The organism is Halobacteriovorax sp. GB3 (genome assembly GCF_028649655.1).
Lineage (GTDB): Bacteria > Bdellovibrionota > Bacteriovoracia > Bacteriovoracales > Bacteriovoracaceae > BSW11-IV.
On sequence record NZ_JAQSLN010000001.1, the window covers coordinates 195678 to 216148 of the forward strand.

The window sequence follows — 20471 nt, forward strand, 5'->3', positions numbered from 1 at the left end:
TATTGATTTTGAGAATTAGAAAGGTTCACTTTCATTACATCTAGGATTTTCTCTTGCAATTTTTGCAAGGTGGAGAAAAGCATTCTCTAAACGATTAACTAAATTACTCTCTTGATTGTTATAGTTAAAATGAATATCCATTTCAGATGTTGCACTTCTGTATGTTTTTCCTCTTCGCGTGTGTGTATTAACTCTTGTTCCTGCATTGTAATTATGTTCTACTACTAGTCGAGGGTATCCCGTGTAGGTCTCTCTATCTTTTCTTATGTAAAAAATGCGTTTTATTTCTTTTAATGGAAAACTCTCATGTCTTTCGTATGAATATGAACTTTTTCCATTACTTCTTTTTCTTAATTCGACTTGAGTAGTCATATGACACTCAGAAAAACTAATAACTGGTCCATCTCCCTGAAACCAAGTATAGTCTGCTCCTGAGTCAGCATAGATACTCGTGTCGTCGGAGTACTTTAATAATTTACTGTTTATCCAATCCTGAGTTTCTCTAGCACTTGGACTCGCAATAGTTTGTACACTTAATAGTGTTAAAATGAAAAATAGGGATTTAAACATACTCTCTCCTGTCTTTTAATTTTTGGCCTGAACGTGGACTTGAATAATATTGCTAAAAGCGTATGAACGAAACATTTTTGCTGCTCCGTTGTATTTGCGAATAAGGTTTCCATAAACATCGTAATAGTAGGTTTCTGATCTCTCATTTTTATAGTCGTATTCTTCTTTTTCAAAGACACCTAGTTGATGCAATAGCTCACCCTCTACACTGCAAGGTGCTTTCGAATCGTCGAAGTTGATAATTACACATTCTTCTGTTTCTCGATTAAAGGTAAATAGTGTTTCGTAAGAGTCAATTGATAAAATGCCATCAACTGTATGAGTGTTTCCATTTCTAATATAGATAGACTTTTGTTGGTTATAACCACTAAGAATCGTTGTATCTCCAACTCTTTTGATGAAATTCACTGAGAGATTATCCCCAAGGATATAGTCTTTGATATCATCTGATATGCTCATCTCTTTTGTTTGATTCGTAAGAAAGTTATGAATGTATAACTTATACTTAGTGTTCCAAGTTATTAAATCACCACCAATTGTAATTGAGTTCTTCTCATCACTTTTAAAATGAGCTCTTTCAAGATCTATAAAAAAAGTAGGCGCCTTTCTTTTTCTTAGGATTCCATTATCAAAAGTGATTTGCTCAATTTGCACTCTCTCTTTTGTTCTTTTAATATTTTCTCCGCTACTAGCCTTTACGAGTGTAGCAAAGTCCAAAATAAGAAGTTTGTTATCTTGGAAGCGAATATATGTTTTTGCAGATGTCTTTTTTAGGAGTTTATTAATTTGAATAGAGCCATCCTCCATTCTGTCATCTACTCCTTCATGTTTTTCAAAAACCCTTCGGTAGACGATTTTATTCTTTTTACTAACAATTATAAGTTGTTTCTTTCCTTGAGTATTTTCACAAACAACGACTTGCCCATGTTTAAATCCAAATACCGGTGAACTTGCGGATGAGCGTTTTCCTGATTGGAGGTATGAATTATTTCCTGCGCGATAGGAAGATGTTACGGCATAAAAAGGTGATAGTTTGGGACATTCTTGAGTCAGATTGATATCAATTTCTTTGGAGTAGGTTAAAGCCCTATACTCATCAAAAACAAAAGACGCCTTAATATTTGTTGCAAGTGAAAATGTAATTGTTAAAAGTAGTAACTTTAAATAAGCATTTCTATTCATATGAAGCCCTAGGGAAATAGGTTTATTTACTAAAAATCAATTTCAATTAAAGATATTCTCTTGAGTCTAGCAGTTATTGGAGCTTTGATGCCCTAAATTGTAGTTTTTTCTCTAAGTGTTTAATGTTGATATAGTTTTGCTTAGGTCTTTGAGACTAACTTTGGCCTATTTGTAAAAATTACTCATCCACACAATTCAAAATGCAATACGTGCTAGTGATTTCCCTTTAATATTTAAACTAAGGAAACTTCAATGAAAAAGGCACTTTTAGCACTAGGATTACTTGTTTCAATCTCATCATTTGCAGATACATATACTTGCTATGTTTATGGCTCTTTTGAAAGTATGGATGGTGAAGTGGCCAAAGTTGATGCTAAGGACATTCAAGTTACAGTGGATGCCAATAGAAGTGTTCTCTTTGGTAGAGAAGAAGAGCCTCAATTTGATGGTGACACTCGTCCTGAGACAATGCCATGGTCGCTCTCTATTAGAAATAAAAGAGATGGTGGACTGAATCCACTAGTTCTAAGTCTTGGGGCTCCTAATCAGAACTCTCGAATTGCTTATGCCTACGCTGAGGCGGGATCGAAATATATTGGATTAATTTACAACGATGATATCGAAGCTCTTTGTATTAAGAATTAGTTTCGTTCTCACTTTTGAGAGTCAAAAATTTGTTGGGCCAGAAATAGTGTTGCTGGCCCAGCACTGTGACGATTGTTGAAAACAAGATCAATTTTTAATGTTCTTACTCTACAATTTTCTACACAATCAAGGGCAGCTTCTATTTCATCTCTTTAAGTAGTTTATCTATTTCTTTGAGAGCAAACTCTCTCTCTTTTATTTCATCTTTCAATTTCATTTTTTTATTTTTTAAATCTTCTTTAACACCTTCACAAAGCCGGCCTAGTCTTTTCATATTATCAAGGGCCAGTTTAATTTCTTCTAAGGTTAATCCTATCTTCTTACTCGTTATTATAAACTTTATGTCTTTCAGGTGTTGATTGTTATAGTCACGATATCCATTAGATGTTCTCAAAGGAGGTTCTAAGAGGTTGATTTTCTCATAATATCGAATTGTATCGCGTGTAAGTCCTGATTTTTGTTCGAGTTCTTTTATCTTCATAAGAGTCCTTGACTGTGGAGTTACTCCATAGATTACCATAGTTTTAAATAAGGAGAAAACTATGAAGAATAAATCGGGAATCCAACAAATTAGAAATGCAACAGTTATCATTCATTATGCAGGTAAAAAGATCCTAGTCGATCCTATGCTTGCTCCAAAGGGAGCTTTTCCTGGCTTTGAGGGAACTGTTAACTCGCATCTTAGAAACCCACTCGTTGAGCTACCCATTTCAATCAAAGAAATCGTTGATGTCGATGCGGTGATTCTTACGCATGTGCATCCTGATCATTGGGATGATGAGGCCACGAAGAACATTGCAAAAAATAAATTGATTTTCAGCCAGAATGAGAAAGAAAAGGCCTTTTTAGAAAGTGCAGGTTTTACTAACGTAACCGTCGTTGAAGATAGAGTTTACTGGGAGGGGATTGAAGTGATTAAAACTCCTGGGCTCCACGGTACGCCTGAGGTGGTTGAAGCTGTTGATCTACTAGATGATGTCTGTGGTTTTGTTTTTAAAAATAAAGATGAAAAAACAATCTACCTTGCAGGTGATACCGTTTGGAATGAGGATGTTAAAAATAATATTAATAGCTATGGGCCAGATGTTATCATTCTAAATGCAGGAGGAGCAGTTGTAGGTGATTTACCTCCTATTATTATGGATGAAAAAGATGTTGAGCGTGTTCTTGATTATTCAAAGGAAGCTCAAATTATAACAACCCATCACGAAGCCGTTAATCATTGTCTCACAACACGATCAAGTTTAGAGTCATTTTTAAAAGAAAGAGGCAAAGAAGAGAGGGTGAAATCTCCGGTAGATGGTACATTTGTTTTTTTCTAGAAAATGCCTAACGAAGAAGAGAGCTTGTCTTTATTAACGAGAATATCTTCTAAAGTATAGCCATCGAGGGCCTCGTAAAACTTGTTTTCAGCAACTTTTAGCGCGGCCTTCAGCTTACAGCTTGGATTGATGGCACAATTGGATGAATTGCCAAAGCATTCAACTAAGTTAGAATCACTCTCAAGTTCCTTAATTAATTTTCCTATCTTCAAACTAACGGGCTCTTTTGAAAGAACAATTCCTCCACCTTTTCCTTTGAAAGAGGTAATGACACCCATATTCGAAAGATTGTGAACGACTTTAACGAGGTGGTTCCTTGAAATCTTATATTTATCAGCAATCTCAGACACAGTTGAGCGCTCTTGCCCTTTAATGGCAAGGTAGATGAGTACTCTTAAACTATAGTCTGTAAAACTTGCTAATCTCATAAAACATTCCTGATAACTAAAATACCATCTTGCATTAGGAATTATAATATGTATATTATATGCATATTATGAAAAAGGAGAGTGAAAATGACGAATTTATTTGAAAAAATTGGTGGTAGGGAAGCCGTTAATGCAGCAGTAGATGTTTTTTATAACAAGGTCTTAGCTGATGAGAGAATCAATAAATTCTTTGAAGGAGTCGATATGGCCTCTCAAAGAAGAAAACAGATCTTATTTTTAACGTACGCCTTTGGTGGACCAAATAATTATGACGGCGACAATATGAGAGAGGCCCACGCGAAACTTGTAGAGCAGGGACTCAATGAATCTCACTTTGATGCCGTACTGGAAAACTTAGGAGCAACTCTAAAAGAGTTAGGTGTTTCTGACGAGCTTATTGGTGAGGCCGCGGCCATTGCCGAGTCAACTAGAGCGGATGTTCTAGGGAAGTAAGAGCGAGTATGCTAAAAGATCGCGCGCTTCTATCAATTAGTTTTAGACCGTTTTTCTTATTGGCAGCATTGATTGCTTTTATCAATCCGAATTTGTGGGTCGTTAGCTACCTTGGTCGATTGAATCTTCCTCTAAGCTTAGTCGATCCACTTTTTTGGCATGCTCACGAAATGCTCTTTGGTTTTACTGGAGCACTCATCGCTGGTTTTATTTTAACGGCCAGTGCAAATTGGACAAATTCGAAACCCTATCAAGGCTGGCCATTACTTATTCTGATTCTATTTTGGCTAATTGAGAGGGGGAGTTACTTTTTAATTTCTAGTACTCATCTTCAATTTGTTTTTGGAAATATCTTCTTTCCATTACTCATGATCATGCTATTAGTTAAGCTTTGGAATTTTAAAAAACAAAGAAATGTCTTTGTCACAATTCTTTTCGGGCTAACCATTTCAAAAACTCTTCATAGCTACGGTTATTTCTATGCAAAGGGAGAAGTTGAAATCATGGGACGCGAGATGGCGATCGCTCTCATTCGCTTGATAGTCTTGTTAATTGCAGGAAGAATTCTTCCCTTTTTTAGCTCTAAAAAAATTGATGAAATAAAGATTCAGGTTCCTAAGTGGATTAATGCCATTTCTCTTGCAAGTTTAGTTACTCTAGTTCTTCCTTTTTCAAAAGGGATTGAGATTACACTATACTTGATTGCTTTCTTGTCCAATATGACAAGGCAGCTCTATTGGAAACCCCATTTAACTTGGCGCTTTCCAATTCTTTTTATTCTACATATTGGGATTTTTCTCATTAATATTGAACTCCTCCTAGAGGTTATTTCTTTTTTTAACGAGCAAGTTCATTTCACTCAAGCAAGTCTCCATCTTTTGATGTCCGGAGGACTTGGAGTCATTGGTGTGGGAATCATGAGTCGGGTATCTCTTGGCCACACAGGGAGAGTGATACGCGCTGATTTATGGACGAGACTATCCTATGCTTTCATTTTAATAGGGAGCCTCATTCGTGTCATTGTCCCCATTTTCTATTCCGATTATTTTGAGCGAAGCCTTCATTTTGCGAGTGGTTTTTGGACGCTTGGTTTTTTGATCTTTTTAATTCGCTATTTTTTGATTTTGGTTTGTAAAAGACCTGATGGAAGATAGTATTAATAAAGTGATTTTTATATTATCTTGACTCTGTACCATGGTACGTCCTGTATCATCTAGGAAAGGAGCCATCATGAAATACTTAGAATCGGAAACATTCAACCTCATTGCAGATAATTCAAACACTCTTGATCATAAACCTCGAATTCTAATTCTCTATGGTTCTCTACGAGAACGATCTTATTCTAGGCTCCTGGCCGAAGAGGCAGGAAAAATTCTAGAGTATATGGGAGCTGAAGTTAAGTATTTTAATCCTGATGGACTTCCTACCTATGATTATGATCGTTCACTAGAGCATCCTAAAGTACAAGAGCTTCGAGAGCTTTCACTTTGGTCGGAAGGGCAAGTTTGGTCATCTCCTGAGCTTCATGGAAATATGTCTGGCCTGATGAAAACACAAATTGACTGGATTCCACTTACCCTTGGTGCCGTTCGACCTACTCAAGGAAAGACTTTGGCCGTCATGCAAGTTAGTGGAGGTTCTCAAAGTTTCAATGCCGTCAATAATATGCGTGTTCTTGGAAGATGGATGCGTATGATTACGATTCCAAATCAGTCATCAGTGGCGAAGGCCTATCAAGAATTTGAAGAAGATGGTTCAATGAAAGAGTCTTCTTTTCGAGACCGTGTGGTTGATGTAATGGAAGAACTTATGCGCTTTACTTATCTCACTCGATCTCATTCCGAATTTTTGGTGGATCGCTATAGTGAGAGAAAAGAAAAAGCTTCTACTTAACAATCGAAGTAACCATACAAGAACTAAACCCGATAGCAGAAACGTGACCTTCTTTTAAAACGACTTGGCCCGTACATTCTTTATAGCTATCGAGACTACATTTTTGTAGAGCCTCTTGTTTCGCACAGAGAATGGCCTGCTTTACTTCTTGGGTATTATTAGAGCAAGCTGGTCCATAGTAGGCAAGTGCGTGTTTTGCCTGACAGCTTCCGTAGTAGGGTTGGATATTTTTCTCTTTTAAGATCGATACTTGTTCGTCAAAGAATTTATTAAATTTGATCGAAGTCTTGTAGACATTTCTTTCATTATCAATAATTCCAAGATACTCATGGAAAACGAGGCGAATTTTCTGAGAGATTGTCATCTCTCTCCAACGTTTTCTGCTAATAAGAATTTTCTTATCTTTTGGAAAGTTAAGGGCATCGACGAGCTGACCATTCACTTTAACATATTTCCCTTCATCAGAGTAGACGACCACTTCTTCAGTTGCCTTTAAAAAGGCATTGGCATCAATGATATTATTTTCTAATTTAGTAAGTGATTTTGCCAATTCAAAACCAATTGAAGCGAATTCACTTCCATAGGAATCACCACCGTTTGGCCCATCGTTACCAAGACTTGCTTCGGGGTTGAATCCTCGATGTTCTTTTAGAAAATCAGTGAAGCTCTCAAGCTTTGTTTCTTTGTCTTTTTTATTCAACTTGGCTTCTGTATAAGCAGTGAGCCAGTCTGGTATTTCATTTGAATTGGTTTTTTGCTCTTCTTTAGCAAATGACAATTGTAGCGATAGGAATACGAGAATGAATAATAAATTTTTCATTGTAATTTCTCTTGGCTAATTTGTGTTAAAGGAAAAAGTTGAACACTTAGTGTGTATACCTCTTCTTGCTCATCCATACTTTCCAATTCTTCAGATAAATTTCTTCTAAATTCTTTAATCTTTGAAATAGCGTATGGGATGTGTTTAGGATTGAGTGTAAATGTTGTCGATGAGATGCTTCTCTTATCAAAATCACATTCTTCCATTGAGTTACTGGCCTTCTTTAAAAGAGTCTTATTAAATTTCTTTCCAGCTTCAAAGGCAATGTCGTTATCTACGACAATTTTCAAAGGCTTTTGAGTAAATTGTCCCTTAGAGTTTTTCTCGATGACATCGAGACTTTTAAGTCTCGCCATGGCCGTTTTGACTTTATTTTGACTTGTTCCTAATCGATTGGCGATCCACTGAGCATTCCACTGAAAGTTTGGAATTTCTGTAAGACTTAGAATCGCATAGTGAATCCAATCGGACATCATTTCAGATTGTTCCAAAGAAAGCTTTTGAAAACTCTCTTCAGGTGTTGGCTCTCTTTCAAGACCAAGAGCTAAGACTTCTCTAGTTTTTTTTGTAAGGACTTTGTTGTCTTTTACTTTCTTAGAAAAAGTATCTGTAACTCTTCTTTTTCCTTTAAAGATGAGGCTTAAAAGAGTGTGGCTTACGCCAAGATCTCTTGCAAAGGAGCGAAGTGAGTAGAGCTCATTTCTCCTTTGCTTGAGATGATATTCATCTTTAAGAACTTTTACTTTCTCATCGTGAATGTTGTAGTTTTCGGCAGTATTCATCATTGTCTAATTTAAAACCTTACAGTCTTTACCCTTGTGCTTATAAACAAACTCAGTCGGCTTGATCGCATCAAGTTTTTCTAGAAGAGTTTCATTAAAACAAGCTTCTGTTGGGTTTTCTTCACAGCGCTTGGCCATTGAATACATCGCCTTTTCCGAGAGCTTTCTCTGCTCACAGCTAACGGCGATTTGAATTTTGAACATTCTTAAGATGTATGGGCTCCATTGAGTACGTTTAAGATCTGTTTCTGTAGAAACGAGAACTTTAGAGCATTCATAATCAAAACCTTTTTCAAATCTTTGAGTTAATCTTACTTCGACATGATTAATTATTTCAGTAAGCTTACTTGTACAGCGATTTTTTACATCGTATTTTGAGTCTCTTTTTTCGGATGATTCAATAAAGTCCCTATAAATAACTTTCATCTCTCCAGCCACTGAGCTTAGTGAAAGAAGAGCAATTGAAATTGCAAGTATCTGTTTTTTCATAATATTCTCCTGTTTCTTAATAGATGTAACATGGATTCAAATATTGGTTATTGAACATGTAAAAATGTTAGAATCCATAGCCGTGAACAGTGGCCTCGGCCTTACACGACTTGAAACCTGGGAATTCGAAGCTTGTCTTTTCGCTCACTTCCACAGCGACTTTTACACAGTCGATATTGTCATCGAGCTCACATTTGTTGAAGGCCTTCTCAAGTGCACACTGAGCAATTTCATGTTTGTAATAACGACTTCTTTGACAAGACTCATAAACGTTAAGTGGAGTACCGAGGCTACAGTTTTCTTTGTAAACTCTCTTTTTGTACATTGACTCAGCTGTGTCTGCTTTAGCGATTAAGCTGATTGATGATAGTGCCATGATTGTAATAAGTGCTAATTTCATTTTCTCTCCCTGTTGTTTTGCGTGTTGGTTACGCTTTGTAAGTTGGAGCGAATTTAGAATTTGTAACCGCGTTCGTCTAGGGGGTGATTTCACTAAGTGGTAACGGCCTTGTAACCGTGGCCATTTTTACACAAGTAGGAGTTATCATTTGGAAATCTTTACGAAAAGATCACTTATAGATGACTTATAATGGAGGTGATTGGCCTAATCTAAGCTTAGAAAAAGAAAGGATTAAAAAAAGGATTAAAAAAAGGATTAAAGATGAAATCAAATTATACAGTACCCAAAGTTTGGAAAAATGACTCTGAAAATGGAGGTCAATTCGCCTCGATAAATAGACCTACAGCAGGAGCTCGTTTTGAAAGAGAGTTACCTGTTGGAGAGAATCCATTACAGTTATATTCCCTTGGAACTCCTAACGGCGTAAAAGTCACTATTATGCTCGAAGAACTTTTGGCCCTTGGAATTAAAGAAGCTGAGTACGATGCCTTTCTGATCAATATCGGTGAAGGTGATCAATTCTCTAGTGGCTTTGTAAATATTAATCCTAATTCAAAAATACCAGCATTAGTTGATAAGAATAATGGTAATCCCATTTCTATTTTCGAATCCGGTTCAATTCTAATCTATCTTGCAGAAAAGTTTGGGCACTTCTTACCAAAAGATTTAAAGGAAAGAACTGAAGTCCTCAATTGGTTATTTTGGCAAGTCGGTAGTGGCCCATACATTGGTGGGGGCTTTGGCCATTTCTATTCATATGCTCCAGAGAAATTTGAATACCCAATTAATCGATTTACTATGGAAGCGAAAAGACAGTTAGATGTCTTAGATAAACAACTCGAAAAGACAACTTACATTGCTGGTGAACAATATTCAATCGCCGATATGGCAATCTTCCCTTGGTATGGTGCTCTTGTAAAAGGCAAGCTTTATGATGCCGGTGAATTTTTAGCCGTTCACGAATATAAGAATGTTTTGAGATGGGCCGATGAACTTTTAACACGTAAAGCGCTTTTAAAGGGACGCTTGGTTAACCGCTCTTGGGGTGATGAGGATCAACAACTGAAAGAAAGACATAGCGATCAAGATTTTGAAAATCTCAATTTGAAGTTTAAATAGAGTTATCATTTTCAGATGCACCAAGTGCTTCTCGCTCATACTCGGGATCAATTACTGTGATAACACTTTTCCATTGTTCGAATGAATGAAGGTTTTTAGCGTTTAAATAGTAATAGAAAAGACCAGTAATCATTCCTAGAAGTAGTCCTACAAAGTGGGCCAGGTAACTCACATTTGGGCTAAGTTTTGTAGGAAAAAGAATGACGAGACCTACAATAACAATCTTCATGATTCTTCTTGTTAGAGGGATATGTCTTTGAACTTTGAAATAGAGAATGAACCAAAATCCCCACAGCCAGTGAACAACTCCTGATGCGCCTACGAGATGAGTTTTCTCTGGAAGATTTAAAATGACGATGAAGTTAATGATCGCACCACTGAGAAAGGCAACAAGGGGAAAGAGTTTTGCGCCAAAGTGATAGTGAACATAGTGGCCCATTATGACGAGCATTAATGAATTGGAGAGAAAGTGCTCGAGATCTCCATGCACAAAAGTTGAAGTGAATAAGCGGTACCAATCATTTTTTAGAAAAACATTTTCACCGGATGCAGCTAAAAGATGAGACCAATCCGAACCCCAATAGAGCGAACTCATTATATAACAAACGAGAAGTGTTCCAAGTGACCATGCAAGTGAATTGGGACTTGTTTTTTTAAGGCTTAGAAAATTACTTATGAGTTCTCTTTTAACTTCAATCATTGAAATAAGATGGGAGCGATGTCATATATGTCAATATTTGAGGTGATTTTTAAAGATGAATTTGTATTAAAACAATCAGTTATAACTATATTAATAATATTATTAATAAAGATATCTTTTAATACGAATAACTGGTAGAGTGCTTCTAGAATAAAGTTTTTCTTTTCGTTTAAATTTTTCTTTTTCAAGTCAAGTCTTCAAACTAATCGCAAAATTTATTTCAAAAATTCAATTATGTGCCACAGAACTTTTCTGGATGGCATTTTCGCTAGTTCCTCTTATTCAATGAACTAGCGAGTTACATACAAATATCAAAGGAGATAGTATGAGTAATAAGCTTTATGTAGGAAATTTATCATTTAACCTTCAAGAAGATTCTCTAAGAGAAACTTTCGCACAACACGGTAGCGTTGTTTCATGTAAAATCATTTCGGATAGAGACACTGGAAGAAGTAAAGGTTTTGCTTTTGTTGAAATGAGCTCTGTTCAAGAAGCTCAAGATGCAATCAGCTCACTAGATGGTAGTGATCTTGATGGTCGTGGTCTAAGAGTTAGCGAAGCTAAGCCACAAGAAAAAAGAGAACGTGGTTTCAGCTCAAACCGTTGGTAATTGAAGCTCTTTAGCTAATTGATTCGAAGAAGGACTGTTATTTCTGTAATGATGGTCCTCTTTGAGCTTTTTTTCTTGAATTGAAGTCTCTATAAGGATGTGTATGAGTACTAAGAAAGCAATAGTTGGTCAGAATATTATTTGTGGAAGTATTGGTATTGGAAAAATTATTGATGTAGCTCCTCTACAAGATGGTGGTGAAGAATTTTATAAAGTTACTTTTCCAAAAGAGAAGTGCATCAATTATTTTTCTATTACTAACGATAGCAATTATAGAGTTCTTTCTACTAAAGATGATATCGAAAAAGCCGTCAAAATTTTTAAATCTGATTTCGACGAAATTGAATACTCATCAACACAAGAGAGAATCAATTCTCAAAAAGAACTGTTAAAAGAGTCTGATGTTTTTAAACTCGCTGAAACTCTATCACTTCTTAGCCGTGAAAAGAATCTACACGCTCAAATCTCAAAACCTTATAAAGATTCACTAAGAACCTTTGTTGAAGAAGTATCATTTGTTTTACAAGTTTCTAAAAATGAAACATATAAGTTACTAGGAATTGAAAAGCCTAAGAAAATGTAAGATTTATGAAAGGTTGATGTGCTCGATACCAAGACCTTGGTTTTGAAACTCTTTTTTAAGAAATAAGTTCTTCACTGATCTTCCTGCAACAATGGAATTTGATTTTCCTTTATTGCTTTCTGAGAGCTTATTTGAAAATTCAATGACAGCACATGCATGACCTTTAAATATTCCAAAGGCAAAGTTTGAAAGATTGTCTTCTGTAATATGATGAGTTCTAAGTTTATCTTTTTTTCCAAAAGCACTCGCAAGGAGCATCTTACTTATATCAGACTGCTCAACTGGCTTATTGTCGCGAATAATCTCATTTGCGAATTTAAGGTGTTTCAGTTTCATCTCTTCAACTTCGATACTGTAATTTTTAATAGTAAAATCAAAAGGGCAGTGAAGACAATTCGTTTTACAGCAGGTCCCTCTCTTTTTTAAAAATGCAGAGGTAAAGACGGTATCACCATCACTATTGATATATGTTAATTCGTTTTCATTTTCACTCATATATTCACTGTCTTTGAAATTTACAATTTTGTAAAGAATAGATAGAAGAAATGGAGTTTGACACATCAAACTCGTCCTTGATACGCTTTCCCAAATTCTATTTACTAGGAGAGAGAAGTGTTTCGTAATGCACTATTAATACTTGGTTTACTCATTTGTTCTCAGACTTTTTCAAATGAAAAAATTGTCTTTTTAAAAGAGTCAGATAAAGGCGCATCTCTAACTGTTGTTAACACGAAAACAAAAGTAGAAACGCTTATCGATGTTGGAAATTTGAATGTCATTTATCCAACAATTTCTACAGATGGAAAGTTACTTGCATTCTCTGGATCAAAAGATCAAAGAGAGTGGGCAATCTTTCTCTACGATCTTAAATCTAAGAAGATGACAGAAGTTATTCCTGCAAATGGACTGACAATTCAACCAAGCTTCTCTGGTAATACTCATAAAATGGCCTTCACAGCTCCAGTTGAAGGAAAAAATCAAATTCATATTCTTGATTTCAAAAAATGGCTACAAACAAAAGAATTAAGCATTGAAGTAATCAAGACTGATCTCCCTGCTTACTATCCGTATATGTCTTCTGGTGGGTTTAACGTTACTTTTCATCAAAGTCATAAAGTTGATGGAAAGAGCATTCAAGAAATCGCGATGTACAATCTTCAAGAAAAGAAATTGACTGTACTTAAAGATCAGAATGGACAGTCCCTTAAAGGAAAAGCGCCTTGTTTTAATCTCGATGATAGTAAGATTGCCTATGTCACTTCGATGGGAGATGACAAGTGGGCCGTTAATGAATTTAATATTGATAATAAAACGCTTCGAAATTTAACAGCAGGTGAGTATAAGGACTATTCTCCACGCTATATTTCAAATGGAAGACTACTTTTTTCATCAAATCGCTCTGGTAAATTTAAATTTTATACTCGAGAGATGAATTCACAGGGACCAAATCAAGCTGATCTAACGATCCTTCACGAATCAGAGAGTAATATCTGGGACCCAAGAGCAAGTGGTGATCTTTCTTATAAGCAAAAACAACTTGAAAATATTGGGGGAGAGGAGCGATCTTCTTTTGGTGCCGTCTCTGTTGGTGATTCAATCTATGTTGTTGGTGGGCACAAAGGTTTTGAGCACACATATCCACCAGAATCATTCAGTAAAGAAGTCTATCGTTACGACTTAAAAAGTAACTCTTGGACAAGGCTTGCTGATAAAATTTCACCAGTTCACGGTGTTACAATTTCTTATTACAACGGTTACATTTACGCCTTTGGTGGCTTTGCCTATTCAGAAAATTATAAACCAAAGTGGAAGTCATTAAAGACAATTGAGCGCTACGATATCGCACGTAATAAATGGGAAGTGATTGGAGAGTTGCCTGAGCCAAGATCAAGTAATGCTATTGCGACAATCGGATCTAAAGTTTATCTCATCGGTGGTTGGGATGCCACACCAAAACACATTGGAGATAAAGATGGAACTTTTCATCAATCGGTTGTTATCTATGATATGAAAACTGAAAGTGCTCGTTACGCTCTCTTTGAAGTTCCTGCTAAAGCAAGAAGGGCCTTCACTGCGGCAACAAGAGACGGACATATCATTATTGGTGGTGGAATCACTCAGGGTGGAAGACACTTTGATATGCTCGATGAAGTTTGGAGTATCAATCCTAAAAATGAAATTTTATGGACACGTCTTCCAAGCCTTCCATTCGCTAACTTTGCACCAGCGATGCTAAGCCTCGATGGAGAGCTCCATATGTTCGGTGGGATGAAACTTACAAAGACGGGTTATGGTTATGTTAATCATGTCTATAAACTCGATAAGAAGAAAAACAAGTGGCTTCACACGGGGCGCTTTCTAAAAGAGAGAAAAGGTTTTATTCAACCTGTTCAATTTAAAAACTATGCAGGACTTCTCGGTGGTCACACTTATGATCGTGTTGGAAAGGATGGGCCTGTGAGTACGTTTGAAATTTTTTACCGTAAATAGTGATTAAGAGAAGAGATGGATTATTTCAACGAACAAGAGTTTAATACAAGTGATACATTGAATTTAAGCGACAGTGAATTTGAAAACTGTCGCTTTCACAATATAAATTTTTCTGAGCGAGAATTTGAGAACGTTGTTTTTAATGATTGTTCATTTGATACCTGTAATTTCTCGAATCTTCCTCTCTATTCGATTTCATTTAGAGATTGTTTCTTTAAAAATTGCAAGATGGTTGGGCTCGTTTGGCAGCAATGTCGAAATTTGAATTTTGTAACCTTTGAACAGTCTCAACTTAATTATAGCTCCTTTTCTGAAGGGAAGTTTCACCAACTTGTTTTTAATGACTGCTCTCTAAGAGATGCCGATTTTTCTAATAGTGTTTTAAAGAATTCTTCATTCGCTAATAGTGATCTTCAAGGGGCGCAATTTATTGAAAGTGACTTAACTAACGCAGATTTCAGAGCGGCGAGAAATTATTCTATAGATCCAAGTCAAACCCGTATAAAAAATGCTAAGTTTTCCATGCCTGAAGTAGTAGGTCTACTTCATCATCTAGATATAATAATCGAATAAAGAGAACTCATTGAAACTTTTAAAATCCACTATTCATCCTGAAATTGAAAACCTAGAGACTGTCTCGAAATTTACTAGAAAAGCAACGCGTGCGATCACTTTAAAAGGAGAGAATATTCTCCTTCTTTATACTGATCGATACCATGATTATAGTTTGCCTGGTGGAGGTCTCGATGAGGGAGAGGATTTAATTTCTGGAATGATTCGTGAGCTTAAAGAAGAAACAGGGGCCAAGAATATTTCTAATGTGGAAGCGTTTGGTCTCTATGAGGAATTTAGACCTTGGTATAAAGAAGATTTTGATGTTGTTCATATGCTTTCTTATTGCTTCACATGTACTGTTGATGATGAACTAGGTTCTACGAAACTAGAGCATTATGAAGTTTCTAATGGAATGAAGCCTGTTTGGATTAATATTCATGAGGCGATTTCTCATAATGAAAAGACGATTGCTGAAAGTGATAAAAAAGGGATGTCCATTGAGCGTGAGACCTATCTTTTAAGACTGATTCGATCAACTTTTCTTTAATTATTTAATAGAAAATAACTATTCTTTACCTCGCATCAATTTCAGGATTCCTTTCAATAATCCGATAAAGTTGCTATGATTTACTCCAATATGCTGAAAATACTTATACCGTTAGTAATATCTAGTTGCCTTTATAGTTGTAGCCAATCCAATAGCGCTGAACATGCACCTAAGCATGTTCCCTTGAAGCTCGTTCGTGATGTGAAGATTATTAAAAAGGGCGAAGTTCAACGTGGTCAGGGTCTTTATCAGGCCCTAAAAAATATTTCAATTGAAAATGAAATGGCCCTCAATCTGATTAATCAGCTTCGTGATGAAGTTGAGTTTTCCAAACTGAAAGTTGGGGATAAGTTAGAGGCCATCTTTAATCAAAGAAATGATCTTCTTCGATTTTCATTCTCTCAAAATTCTTATGAAACTCATGTTGTGACATTTAATAAGTCGACGAATAAGTGGGACTACTCGCTTGAAACGCTTGAAACTTATTGGCAACCACGCATGATTGAAGGATCACTCAAGGCCGGCTCTAGTTTAGAACAAGACCTATTGGCAATGGGACTTGAGCGCTCTGTTGTTAATGAAGTTGTGAATGTTCTTTTGTGCAAAGTGAACTTTAGAATGAATGCCCGCCAAGGGGATAATTATCAAGTTCTACTAAACGAAAGAAAGCACGACGATAAGACAGTTCAAACTCAAGTTCTCTACACTTCATATGAAGGAATAAGAGCAGGAAAGCACAAGAGTTACTACTACGAAGACGAAGAAAAAAGTTCTACCTATAGTGCTCATTACACTTCAAACGGTCAGGCCCTCATAAACTCTGGTTTACGTTATCCTCTTTCTAGACTTCACGTTAGATCGGGCTATGGATGGAGAAGACATCCTGTTACAGGAAAAAGGGCCATGCACAGAGGTGTTGATTTACGTGGAAGAGCTGGGGCAAGTGTTCACGCTGTAGCCGCAGGTAAAGTTGTTATTTCAAGTTACAATCAATTTGCTGGAAATAAAGTCGCTATTAGACATAAAGACAAATCCACTTCATTTTACTATCACCTTTCTAAAAGACACGTAAAAGTAGGTGACTGGGTTCGCTCACATCAAGTGATTGGAAAAGTCGGTGCTACAGGTCGTGTTACGGGGGCCCACTTACACTTTGGTTTCAAAGATACACGTGGACGCTGGATGAATCCTCTCAACAAGAGAATGATTGCCACTCCAAAACTTAGTGGTAGCCGATTAGTAAAACTTCAAAATCAAGTTGCAAGTATTGAAGGAACGATTGCTGATATTAAAATTAGCGAGAAAACGAACTACCTTGTAGCTAATCTAAGAGAAATCAAAGGGCCATCAAAGTATGATGATCTCGCAAGCTACTATTTAGAACTGTAGTTGGTTCTTTTTAATAAAAATTAGATTTTTGATATAAAAGTTTGACATGCCAAACTTTGTTTCATATCTTATCTCCACCAACAAACCTAATAGGAGATAACATATGAAAAAAATGATCTTAGCTACATTGGTATTAGTATCACTCACAGGAACGGCTTCGGCTGAATTAGTATTAGATGGTGAGCGCTGGCTTGCAAAGTGGACAGCATACGTATGTGATGATGGACACACAGAATCTCAAGTTGTTCCAGCAGAGCTTGCTGAGTACAATGTTCAATTTGGGCACTTTGGTGCTGATTACACACTAGATAACGGAATTACAAAAGCTACATTTGTTGAAAATGGAGTTGAGTGTAATTACTCTGCCATTCTTTTTGCTGATAACGATGCTAAGACTGTTGAGCTTGTTCAATCTGAAGCAACTCCAGCACTTGAGTGTGCTAACGGTAAAGCCGTTATTGATAATGTTTTAAATTTTAATGAGTATAAGTACCTACACGGTCGTATTGCGATTTATGTTCCATTTTCTAACTCTGCTGAAGGTTGTGCAAACGAATCAAAGATTGGTCTACACTACCAAGTTTATGGACGTAAATAATACGTAGAGTTTTTCTCTAGAATTCCCAAAAAAAAGGCCCTCAATCGAGGGCCTTTGTTTTTTATAAACTCGAAATTAGCTCAATGGTGGAGCGTAGCTTGTAAGCTTGATACCATCAACTGCAGCTTTGTACTCTTCAATCGTTGGAACTCTTCCTAGGAAAGTTGAAAGAACAACAAGTGGAGTAGAGGCGAGTAGTGATTCACCTTTTTTCTCATTAGAGTCAGCAACAACACGACCTTGGAAAAGGCGAGTTGAAGTTGCCATAACAGTGTCACCTTTTTCAGCTTTTTCTTGGTTACCCATACAAAGGTTACAACCAGGTCTTTCAAGGTACATCATATTTTGGTACTTCGTACGCGCTTCGTTCTTTGGAGCATTGTCATCAAATTCAAATCCAGAGTACTTTTGAAGAACTTCCCAGTCTCCCTCTTTTTTGAGCTCATCAACAATATTGTATGTCGGAGGTGCAACAACCAGAGGTGCCTTAAATTCAACTTTACCGTGAATCTTTTCAAGGTTTCTTAGCATTTGAGAAAGAATCTGTAGGTCACCTTTGTGAACCATACAAGAACCAACAAAACCAAGATCAACTTGCTTTGTTCCCTCATAGTAAGAAACTGGTCTGATGATATCGTGAGTGTATCTCTTAGAAACATCTTCGTTATTTACATCTGGGTCAGCAATCATTGGCTCAACGATTTGATCGAGATCTACAACGAACTCAGCTGCATACTTTGCGTTTGCATCTGGAGTTAGAGGTGGTTTTGAACCTGATTTGATTTCTTCAATTCTCTGTGATGCTTTATCAACAAGTCCTTGAAGAGTCTTAGCTTCATTGTCCATTCCCTTATCAATCATGATTTGAATTCTGCTCTTTGCAATTTCAAGAGATTCAATAAGTGTGTCTGGCTCAGAAATACAGATAGAAGCTTTCGCTTTCATCTCAGCTGTCCAGTCAGTGAAAGTGAAGGCCTGGTCAGAAAGAAGTGTTCCAATATGAACTTCGATAATACGCCCTTGGAAAACGTTTTCTCCAAATTGCTTAAGCATCTGAGCTTGAGTTGCGTGAACAACATCACGGAAGTCCATGTGATCTTTTAAAGTTCCTTTGAAAGTTACTTTAACAGATTGTGGAATAGGCATTGAAGCTTCACCTGTTGCAAGTGCAAGAGCAACTGTTCCTGAGTCAGCACCAAAAGCTACACCTTTTGACATTCTTGTATGTGAGTCACCACCGATAATGATGGCCCAGTCATCAATTGTAATATCGTTTAGAACCTTGTGAATAACGTCTGTCATGGCATGGTATTTTCCTTTTGGATCACGTGCCGTGATAAGACCAAACTTATTCATGAAGTTCATAAGCTTAGGGATATTTGTTTGCGCTTTTTTGTCCCATACAGAAGCTGTGTGACAACCTGATTGGTAAGCACCATCAAGTGTTGGAGCAATAACTGTTGCGGCCATTGATTCAAGTTCTTGAGAAGTCATAAGACCAGTCGTATCTTGAGAACCTACGATATTAACTTGAACTCTTACATCTGAACCTGCGTGAAGAGTTGTCCCTTCAGCTACACCAAGAGCATTTTTGTTGAAGATCTTTTCAACTGCTGTTAGTCCTTGACCTTCTTTGCTTACAACTTTTGAAGGAGCAAATACTGTTGGAGCTTCGATACCAAGAGTTGAAGCAGCAAAGCTTTGAAGCTTTTTTCCAAAAACGATAGCGTATGATCCACCAGCTTTGATGAACTCAAGCTTTTGCGGCGTAAGTGACGCTGACATATCGATGAGTTCTTGGTCACCGTTATAAAGTTTCTTTTCTTTTGTATTGATTGTAAGGATTGTTCCTGTGTCTACAGAGTAAGCTTGCTCAAGAACTGGATCTCCATTTTCATCGAGAACTACATTTCCATCGGCATCAACTTTTTTAACCCAGTTTTTAAGGTCAATTCCAATACCACCAGTTACATCAACAGTTGTTAGGAAGATAGGTGAAATACCATTTGTTCCTGCAACGATTGGTGCGATGTTGATGAAAGGAACGTATGGGCTAGCTTGCTTTCCTGTCCAAAGAGCAACGTTGTTAACACCAGACATTCTTGAAGAACCAACACCCATTGTTCCTTTTTCAGCAACGAGCATAACTCTTTTGTCTGGGTGAAGTTTTTGAAGTTCTTTAATTTTTGATTGAGCAACTTCATCAATAAGACATTGTCCGTGAAGTTCTCTATCTGAACGTGAGTGAGCTTCACTCCCCGGAGAGAGAAGGTCAGTTGAAATATCACCTTCAGCGGCAACATAAGTGATAACTTTAATTTCTTCGTCAACTTCTGGAAGTTTTGTGAAGAACTCTGCTTTTGCATAACTTTCAAGAATTTCTTTTGCAATGGCATTACCAGCTTTGAAGGCCTCTTTAAGTCTTGCCGTATCAGCATCGTAAAGGAAAACCTGAGTCTTAAGAACTTCAGCAGCTTCTTTTGCTGTTGCTTCATCGCTGCCAAGAGCAAGGTCAAGAAGAACTTCAACAGAAGGTCCACCTTTCATGTGTGATAGAAGTTCAAAAGCAAAAGTAGGAGTGATCTCTTCTACCTTAGCTTCACCTAGAATAATTTCTTTTAGGAAGTCAGCTTTTACTGAAGCCGCGCTCGTTGTTCCTGGAAGTGTATTATAGATAAAAAAGTTGAGAGATTCTTTTCTGTGCTCGTTATTAGTATCTTTAATTTGAGCAATGATTTCATTTAGAAGTGCACTGTCGTCAATTGGCTTCGGGTGAAGGTTTTGACCTTTACGCTCTTCAATTTCTTTTAAGTAGTCTAAGTATAAGCTCATACGTATCCCTCTGAAATATGATTGATATAAAAGTTAATTTAAATATATGAATATGATCGCTACA

Annotated in this window: 24 protein-coding genes; 13 read left to right on the plus strand and 11 right to left on the minus strand. The window is 36.8% G+C overall.

Going from position 1 to position 20471, the window contains the following annotated elements; genetic code table 11:
- Positions 1 to 15: 15 nt before the first annotated feature.
- Both HBN50_RS00935 and HBN50_RS00940 read right to left on the minus strand, forming a co-directional pair.
- A complete protein-coding gene (locus tag HBN50_RS00935) occupies positions 16 to 570 on the minus strand; it encodes a hypothetical protein (protein WP_273867168.1) in 555 nt (184 codons plus the stop codon).
- A 15-nt stretch (positions 571 to 585) separates the two neighbouring features.
- The gene (locus HBN50_RS00940) at positions 586 to 1752 is read right to left on the minus strand and encodes a hypothetical protein (RefSeq protein ID WP_273867169.1); all 1167 of its coding nucleotides are present in this window, start codon (positions 1750 to 1752) and stop codon (positions 586 to 588) included.
- 252 nt (positions 1753 to 2004) lie between these two features.
- On the opposite strand from HBN50_RS00940, the gene HBN50_RS00945 reads away from it, so the two are divergent.
- The gene (locus HBN50_RS00945) at positions 2005 to 2397 is read left to right on the plus strand and encodes a hypothetical protein (protein WP_273867170.1); all 393 of its coding nucleotides are present in this window, start codon (positions 2005 to 2007) and stop codon (positions 2395 to 2397) included.
- Between the two features lie 139 nt (positions 2398 to 2536).
- Here HBN50_RS00945 and HBN50_RS00950 read toward each other — a convergent pair whose 3' ends face one another.
- On the minus strand, positions 2537 to 2878 hold the full coding sequence (locus HBN50_RS00950) for a MerR family transcriptional regulator (RefSeq protein WP_273867171.1): 342 nt from the start codon (positions 2876 to 2878) through the stop codon (positions 2537 to 2539).
- 61 nt (positions 2879 to 2939) lie between these two features.
- On the opposite strand from HBN50_RS00950, the gene HBN50_RS00955 reads away from it, so the two are divergent.
- Complete coding sequence (locus HBN50_RS00955; protein WP_273867172.1) at positions 2940 to 3719, plus strand: MBL fold metallo-hydrolase; 780 nt, start codon at positions 2940 to 2942, stop codon at positions 3717 to 3719.
- On the opposite strand, the gene HBN50_RS00960 is transcribed toward HBN50_RS00955, so the two are convergent.
- A complete protein-coding gene (locus tag HBN50_RS00960) occupies positions 3716 to 4147 on the minus strand; it encodes an RrF2 family transcriptional regulator (protein ID WP_273867174.1) in 432 nt (143 codons plus the stop codon). The genes HBN50_RS00955 and HBN50_RS00960 overlap by 4 nt on opposite strands.
- Positions 4148 to 4234: 87 nt before the next feature.
- Here HBN50_RS00960 and HBN50_RS00965 point away from each other — a divergent pair, with 87 nt between their 5' ends.
- From HBN50_RS00965 to arsH, 3 genes are all read left to right on the plus strand, one after another.
- Positions 4235 to 4600 carry a group I truncated hemoglobin gene (locus HBN50_RS00965; RefSeq protein ID WP_273867175.1) on the plus strand — a complete coding sequence of 122 codons (366 nt, stop codon included), beginning with the start codon at positions 4235 to 4237 and terminating at the stop codon, positions 4598 to 4600.
- Between the two features lie 8 nt (positions 4601 to 4608).
- Entirely contained in the window at positions 4609 to 5754 is a 1146-nt protein-coding gene (locus HBN50_RS00970; RefSeq protein ID WP_273867178.1) for an NnrS family protein, read from the plus strand.
- 76 nt (positions 5755 to 5830) lie between these two features.
- Positions 5831 to 6493 carry an arsenical resistance protein ArsH gene (gene arsH / locus HBN50_RS00975; protein WP_273867179.1) on the plus strand — a complete coding sequence of 221 codons (663 nt, stop codon included), beginning with the start codon at positions 5831 to 5833 and terminating at the stop codon, positions 6491 to 6493.
- Here the strand turns inward: arsH and HBN50_RS00980 are convergent.
- From HBN50_RS00980 to HBN50_RS00995, 4 genes are all read right to left on the minus strand, one after another.
- Positions 6486 to 7313 carry a putative metallopeptidase gene (locus HBN50_RS00980; RefSeq protein WP_273867180.1) on the minus strand — a complete coding sequence of 276 codons (828 nt, stop codon included), beginning with the start codon at positions 7311 to 7313 and terminating at the stop codon, positions 6486 to 6488. The two genes, arsH and HBN50_RS00980, sit on opposite strands and share 8 nt — an antisense overlap.
- Positions 7310 to 8098 (minus strand): DUF4423 domain-containing protein, encoded by a 789-nt coding sequence (locus HBN50_RS00985; protein ID WP_273867181.1) that lies wholly within the window; start codon positions 8096 to 8098, stop codon positions 7310 to 7312. The genes HBN50_RS00980 and HBN50_RS00985 overlap by 4 nt, the downstream gene beginning before the upstream one ends.
- Positions 8099 to 8101: 3 nt before the next feature.
- Complete coding sequence (locus tag HBN50_RS00990; protein WP_273867184.1) at positions 8102 to 8584, minus strand: hypothetical protein; 483 nt, start codon at positions 8582 to 8584, stop codon at positions 8102 to 8104.
- Between the two features lie 67 nt (positions 8585 to 8651).
- Positions 8652 to 8984 carry a hypothetical protein gene (locus tag HBN50_RS00995; protein WP_273867185.1) on the minus strand — a complete coding sequence of 111 codons (333 nt, stop codon included), beginning with the start codon at positions 8982 to 8984 and terminating at the stop codon, positions 8652 to 8654.
- A 261-nt stretch (positions 8985 to 9245) separates the two neighbouring features.
- Here HBN50_RS00995 and yghU point away from each other — a divergent pair, with 261 nt between their 5' ends.
- The gene (yghU, locus tag HBN50_RS01000; protein ID WP_273867186.1) at positions 9246 to 10103 is read left to right on the plus strand and encodes a glutathione-dependent disulfide-bond oxidoreductase; all 858 of its coding nucleotides are present in this window, start codon (positions 9246 to 9248) and stop codon (positions 10101 to 10103) included.
- Here the strand turns inward: yghU and HBN50_RS01005 are convergent.
- The gene (locus tag HBN50_RS01005) at positions 10096 to 10803 is read right to left on the minus strand and encodes a rhomboid family intramembrane serine protease (RefSeq protein WP_273867187.1); all 708 of its coding nucleotides are present in this window, start codon (positions 10801 to 10803) and stop codon (positions 10096 to 10098) included. The two genes, yghU and HBN50_RS01005, sit on opposite strands and share 8 nt — an antisense overlap.
- 325 nt (positions 10804 to 11128) lie before the next feature.
- On the opposite strand from HBN50_RS01005, the gene HBN50_RS01010 reads away from it, so the two are divergent.
- Together HBN50_RS01010 and HBN50_RS01015 are read left to right on the plus strand one after the other, a co-directional pair.
- Positions 11129 to 11413: an RNA recognition motif domain-containing protein gene (locus tag HBN50_RS01010; RefSeq protein ID WP_273867189.1), complete on the plus strand. Its 285-nt coding sequence runs from the start codon at positions 11129 to 11131 to the stop codon at positions 11411 to 11413.
- A gap of 103 nt (positions 11414 to 11516) precedes the next feature.
- Positions 11517 to 11996: a hypothetical protein gene (locus tag HBN50_RS01015; protein WP_273867192.1), complete on the plus strand. Its 480-nt coding sequence runs from the start codon at positions 11517 to 11519 to the stop codon at positions 11994 to 11996.
- 3 nt (positions 11997 to 11999) lie between these two features.
- Here HBN50_RS01015 and HBN50_RS01020 read toward each other — a convergent pair whose 3' ends face one another.
- The gene (locus HBN50_RS01020) at positions 12000 to 12491 is read right to left on the minus strand and encodes a DUF5522 domain-containing protein (protein WP_273867195.1); all 492 of its coding nucleotides are present in this window, start codon (positions 12489 to 12491) and stop codon (positions 12000 to 12002) included.
- Positions 12492 to 12608: 117 nt separating this feature from the next.
- Between HBN50_RS01020 and HBN50_RS01025 the strand changes: the two genes are divergently transcribed.
- From HBN50_RS01025 to HBN50_RS01045, 5 genes are all read left to right on the plus strand, one after another.
- Positions 12609 to 14486, plus strand: a complete 1878-nt coding sequence (locus HBN50_RS01025) for a Kelch repeat-containing protein (protein WP_273867197.1) — start codon at positions 12609 to 12611, stop codon at positions 14484 to 14486.
- Positions 14487 to 14501: 15 nt separating this feature from the next.
- Positions 14502 to 15059, plus strand: coding sequence for a pentapeptide repeat-containing protein (locus tag HBN50_RS01030; RefSeq protein WP_273867198.1), 558 nt, complete (start codon positions 14502 to 14504; stop codon positions 15057 to 15059).
- Between the two features lie 10 nt (positions 15060 to 15069).
- Complete coding sequence (locus HBN50_RS01035; RefSeq protein ID WP_273867199.1) at positions 15070 to 15588, plus strand: NUDIX hydrolase; 519 nt, start codon at positions 15070 to 15072, stop codon at positions 15586 to 15588.
- Positions 15589 to 15663: 75 nt separating this feature from the next.
- Positions 15664 to 16977, plus strand: coding sequence for a M23 family metallopeptidase (locus HBN50_RS01040; RefSeq protein ID WP_273867201.1), 1314 nt, complete (start codon positions 15664 to 15666; stop codon positions 16975 to 16977).
- A 103-nt stretch (positions 16978 to 17080) separates the two neighbouring features.
- Positions 17081 to 17575: a hypothetical protein gene (locus HBN50_RS01045; protein ID WP_273867203.1), complete on the plus strand. Its 495-nt coding sequence runs from the start codon at positions 17081 to 17083 to the stop codon at positions 17573 to 17575.
- A gap of 75 nt (positions 17576 to 17650) precedes the next feature.
- Here the strand turns inward: HBN50_RS01045 and HBN50_RS01050 are convergent, their stop codons facing one another.
- The gene (locus HBN50_RS01050) at positions 17651 to 20407 is read right to left on the minus strand and encodes a bifunctional aconitate hydratase 2/2-methylisocitrate dehydratase (RefSeq protein WP_273867204.1); all 2757 of its coding nucleotides are present in this window, start codon (positions 20405 to 20407) and stop codon (positions 17651 to 17653) included.
- Positions 20408 to 20471 lie beyond the last annotated feature (64 nt).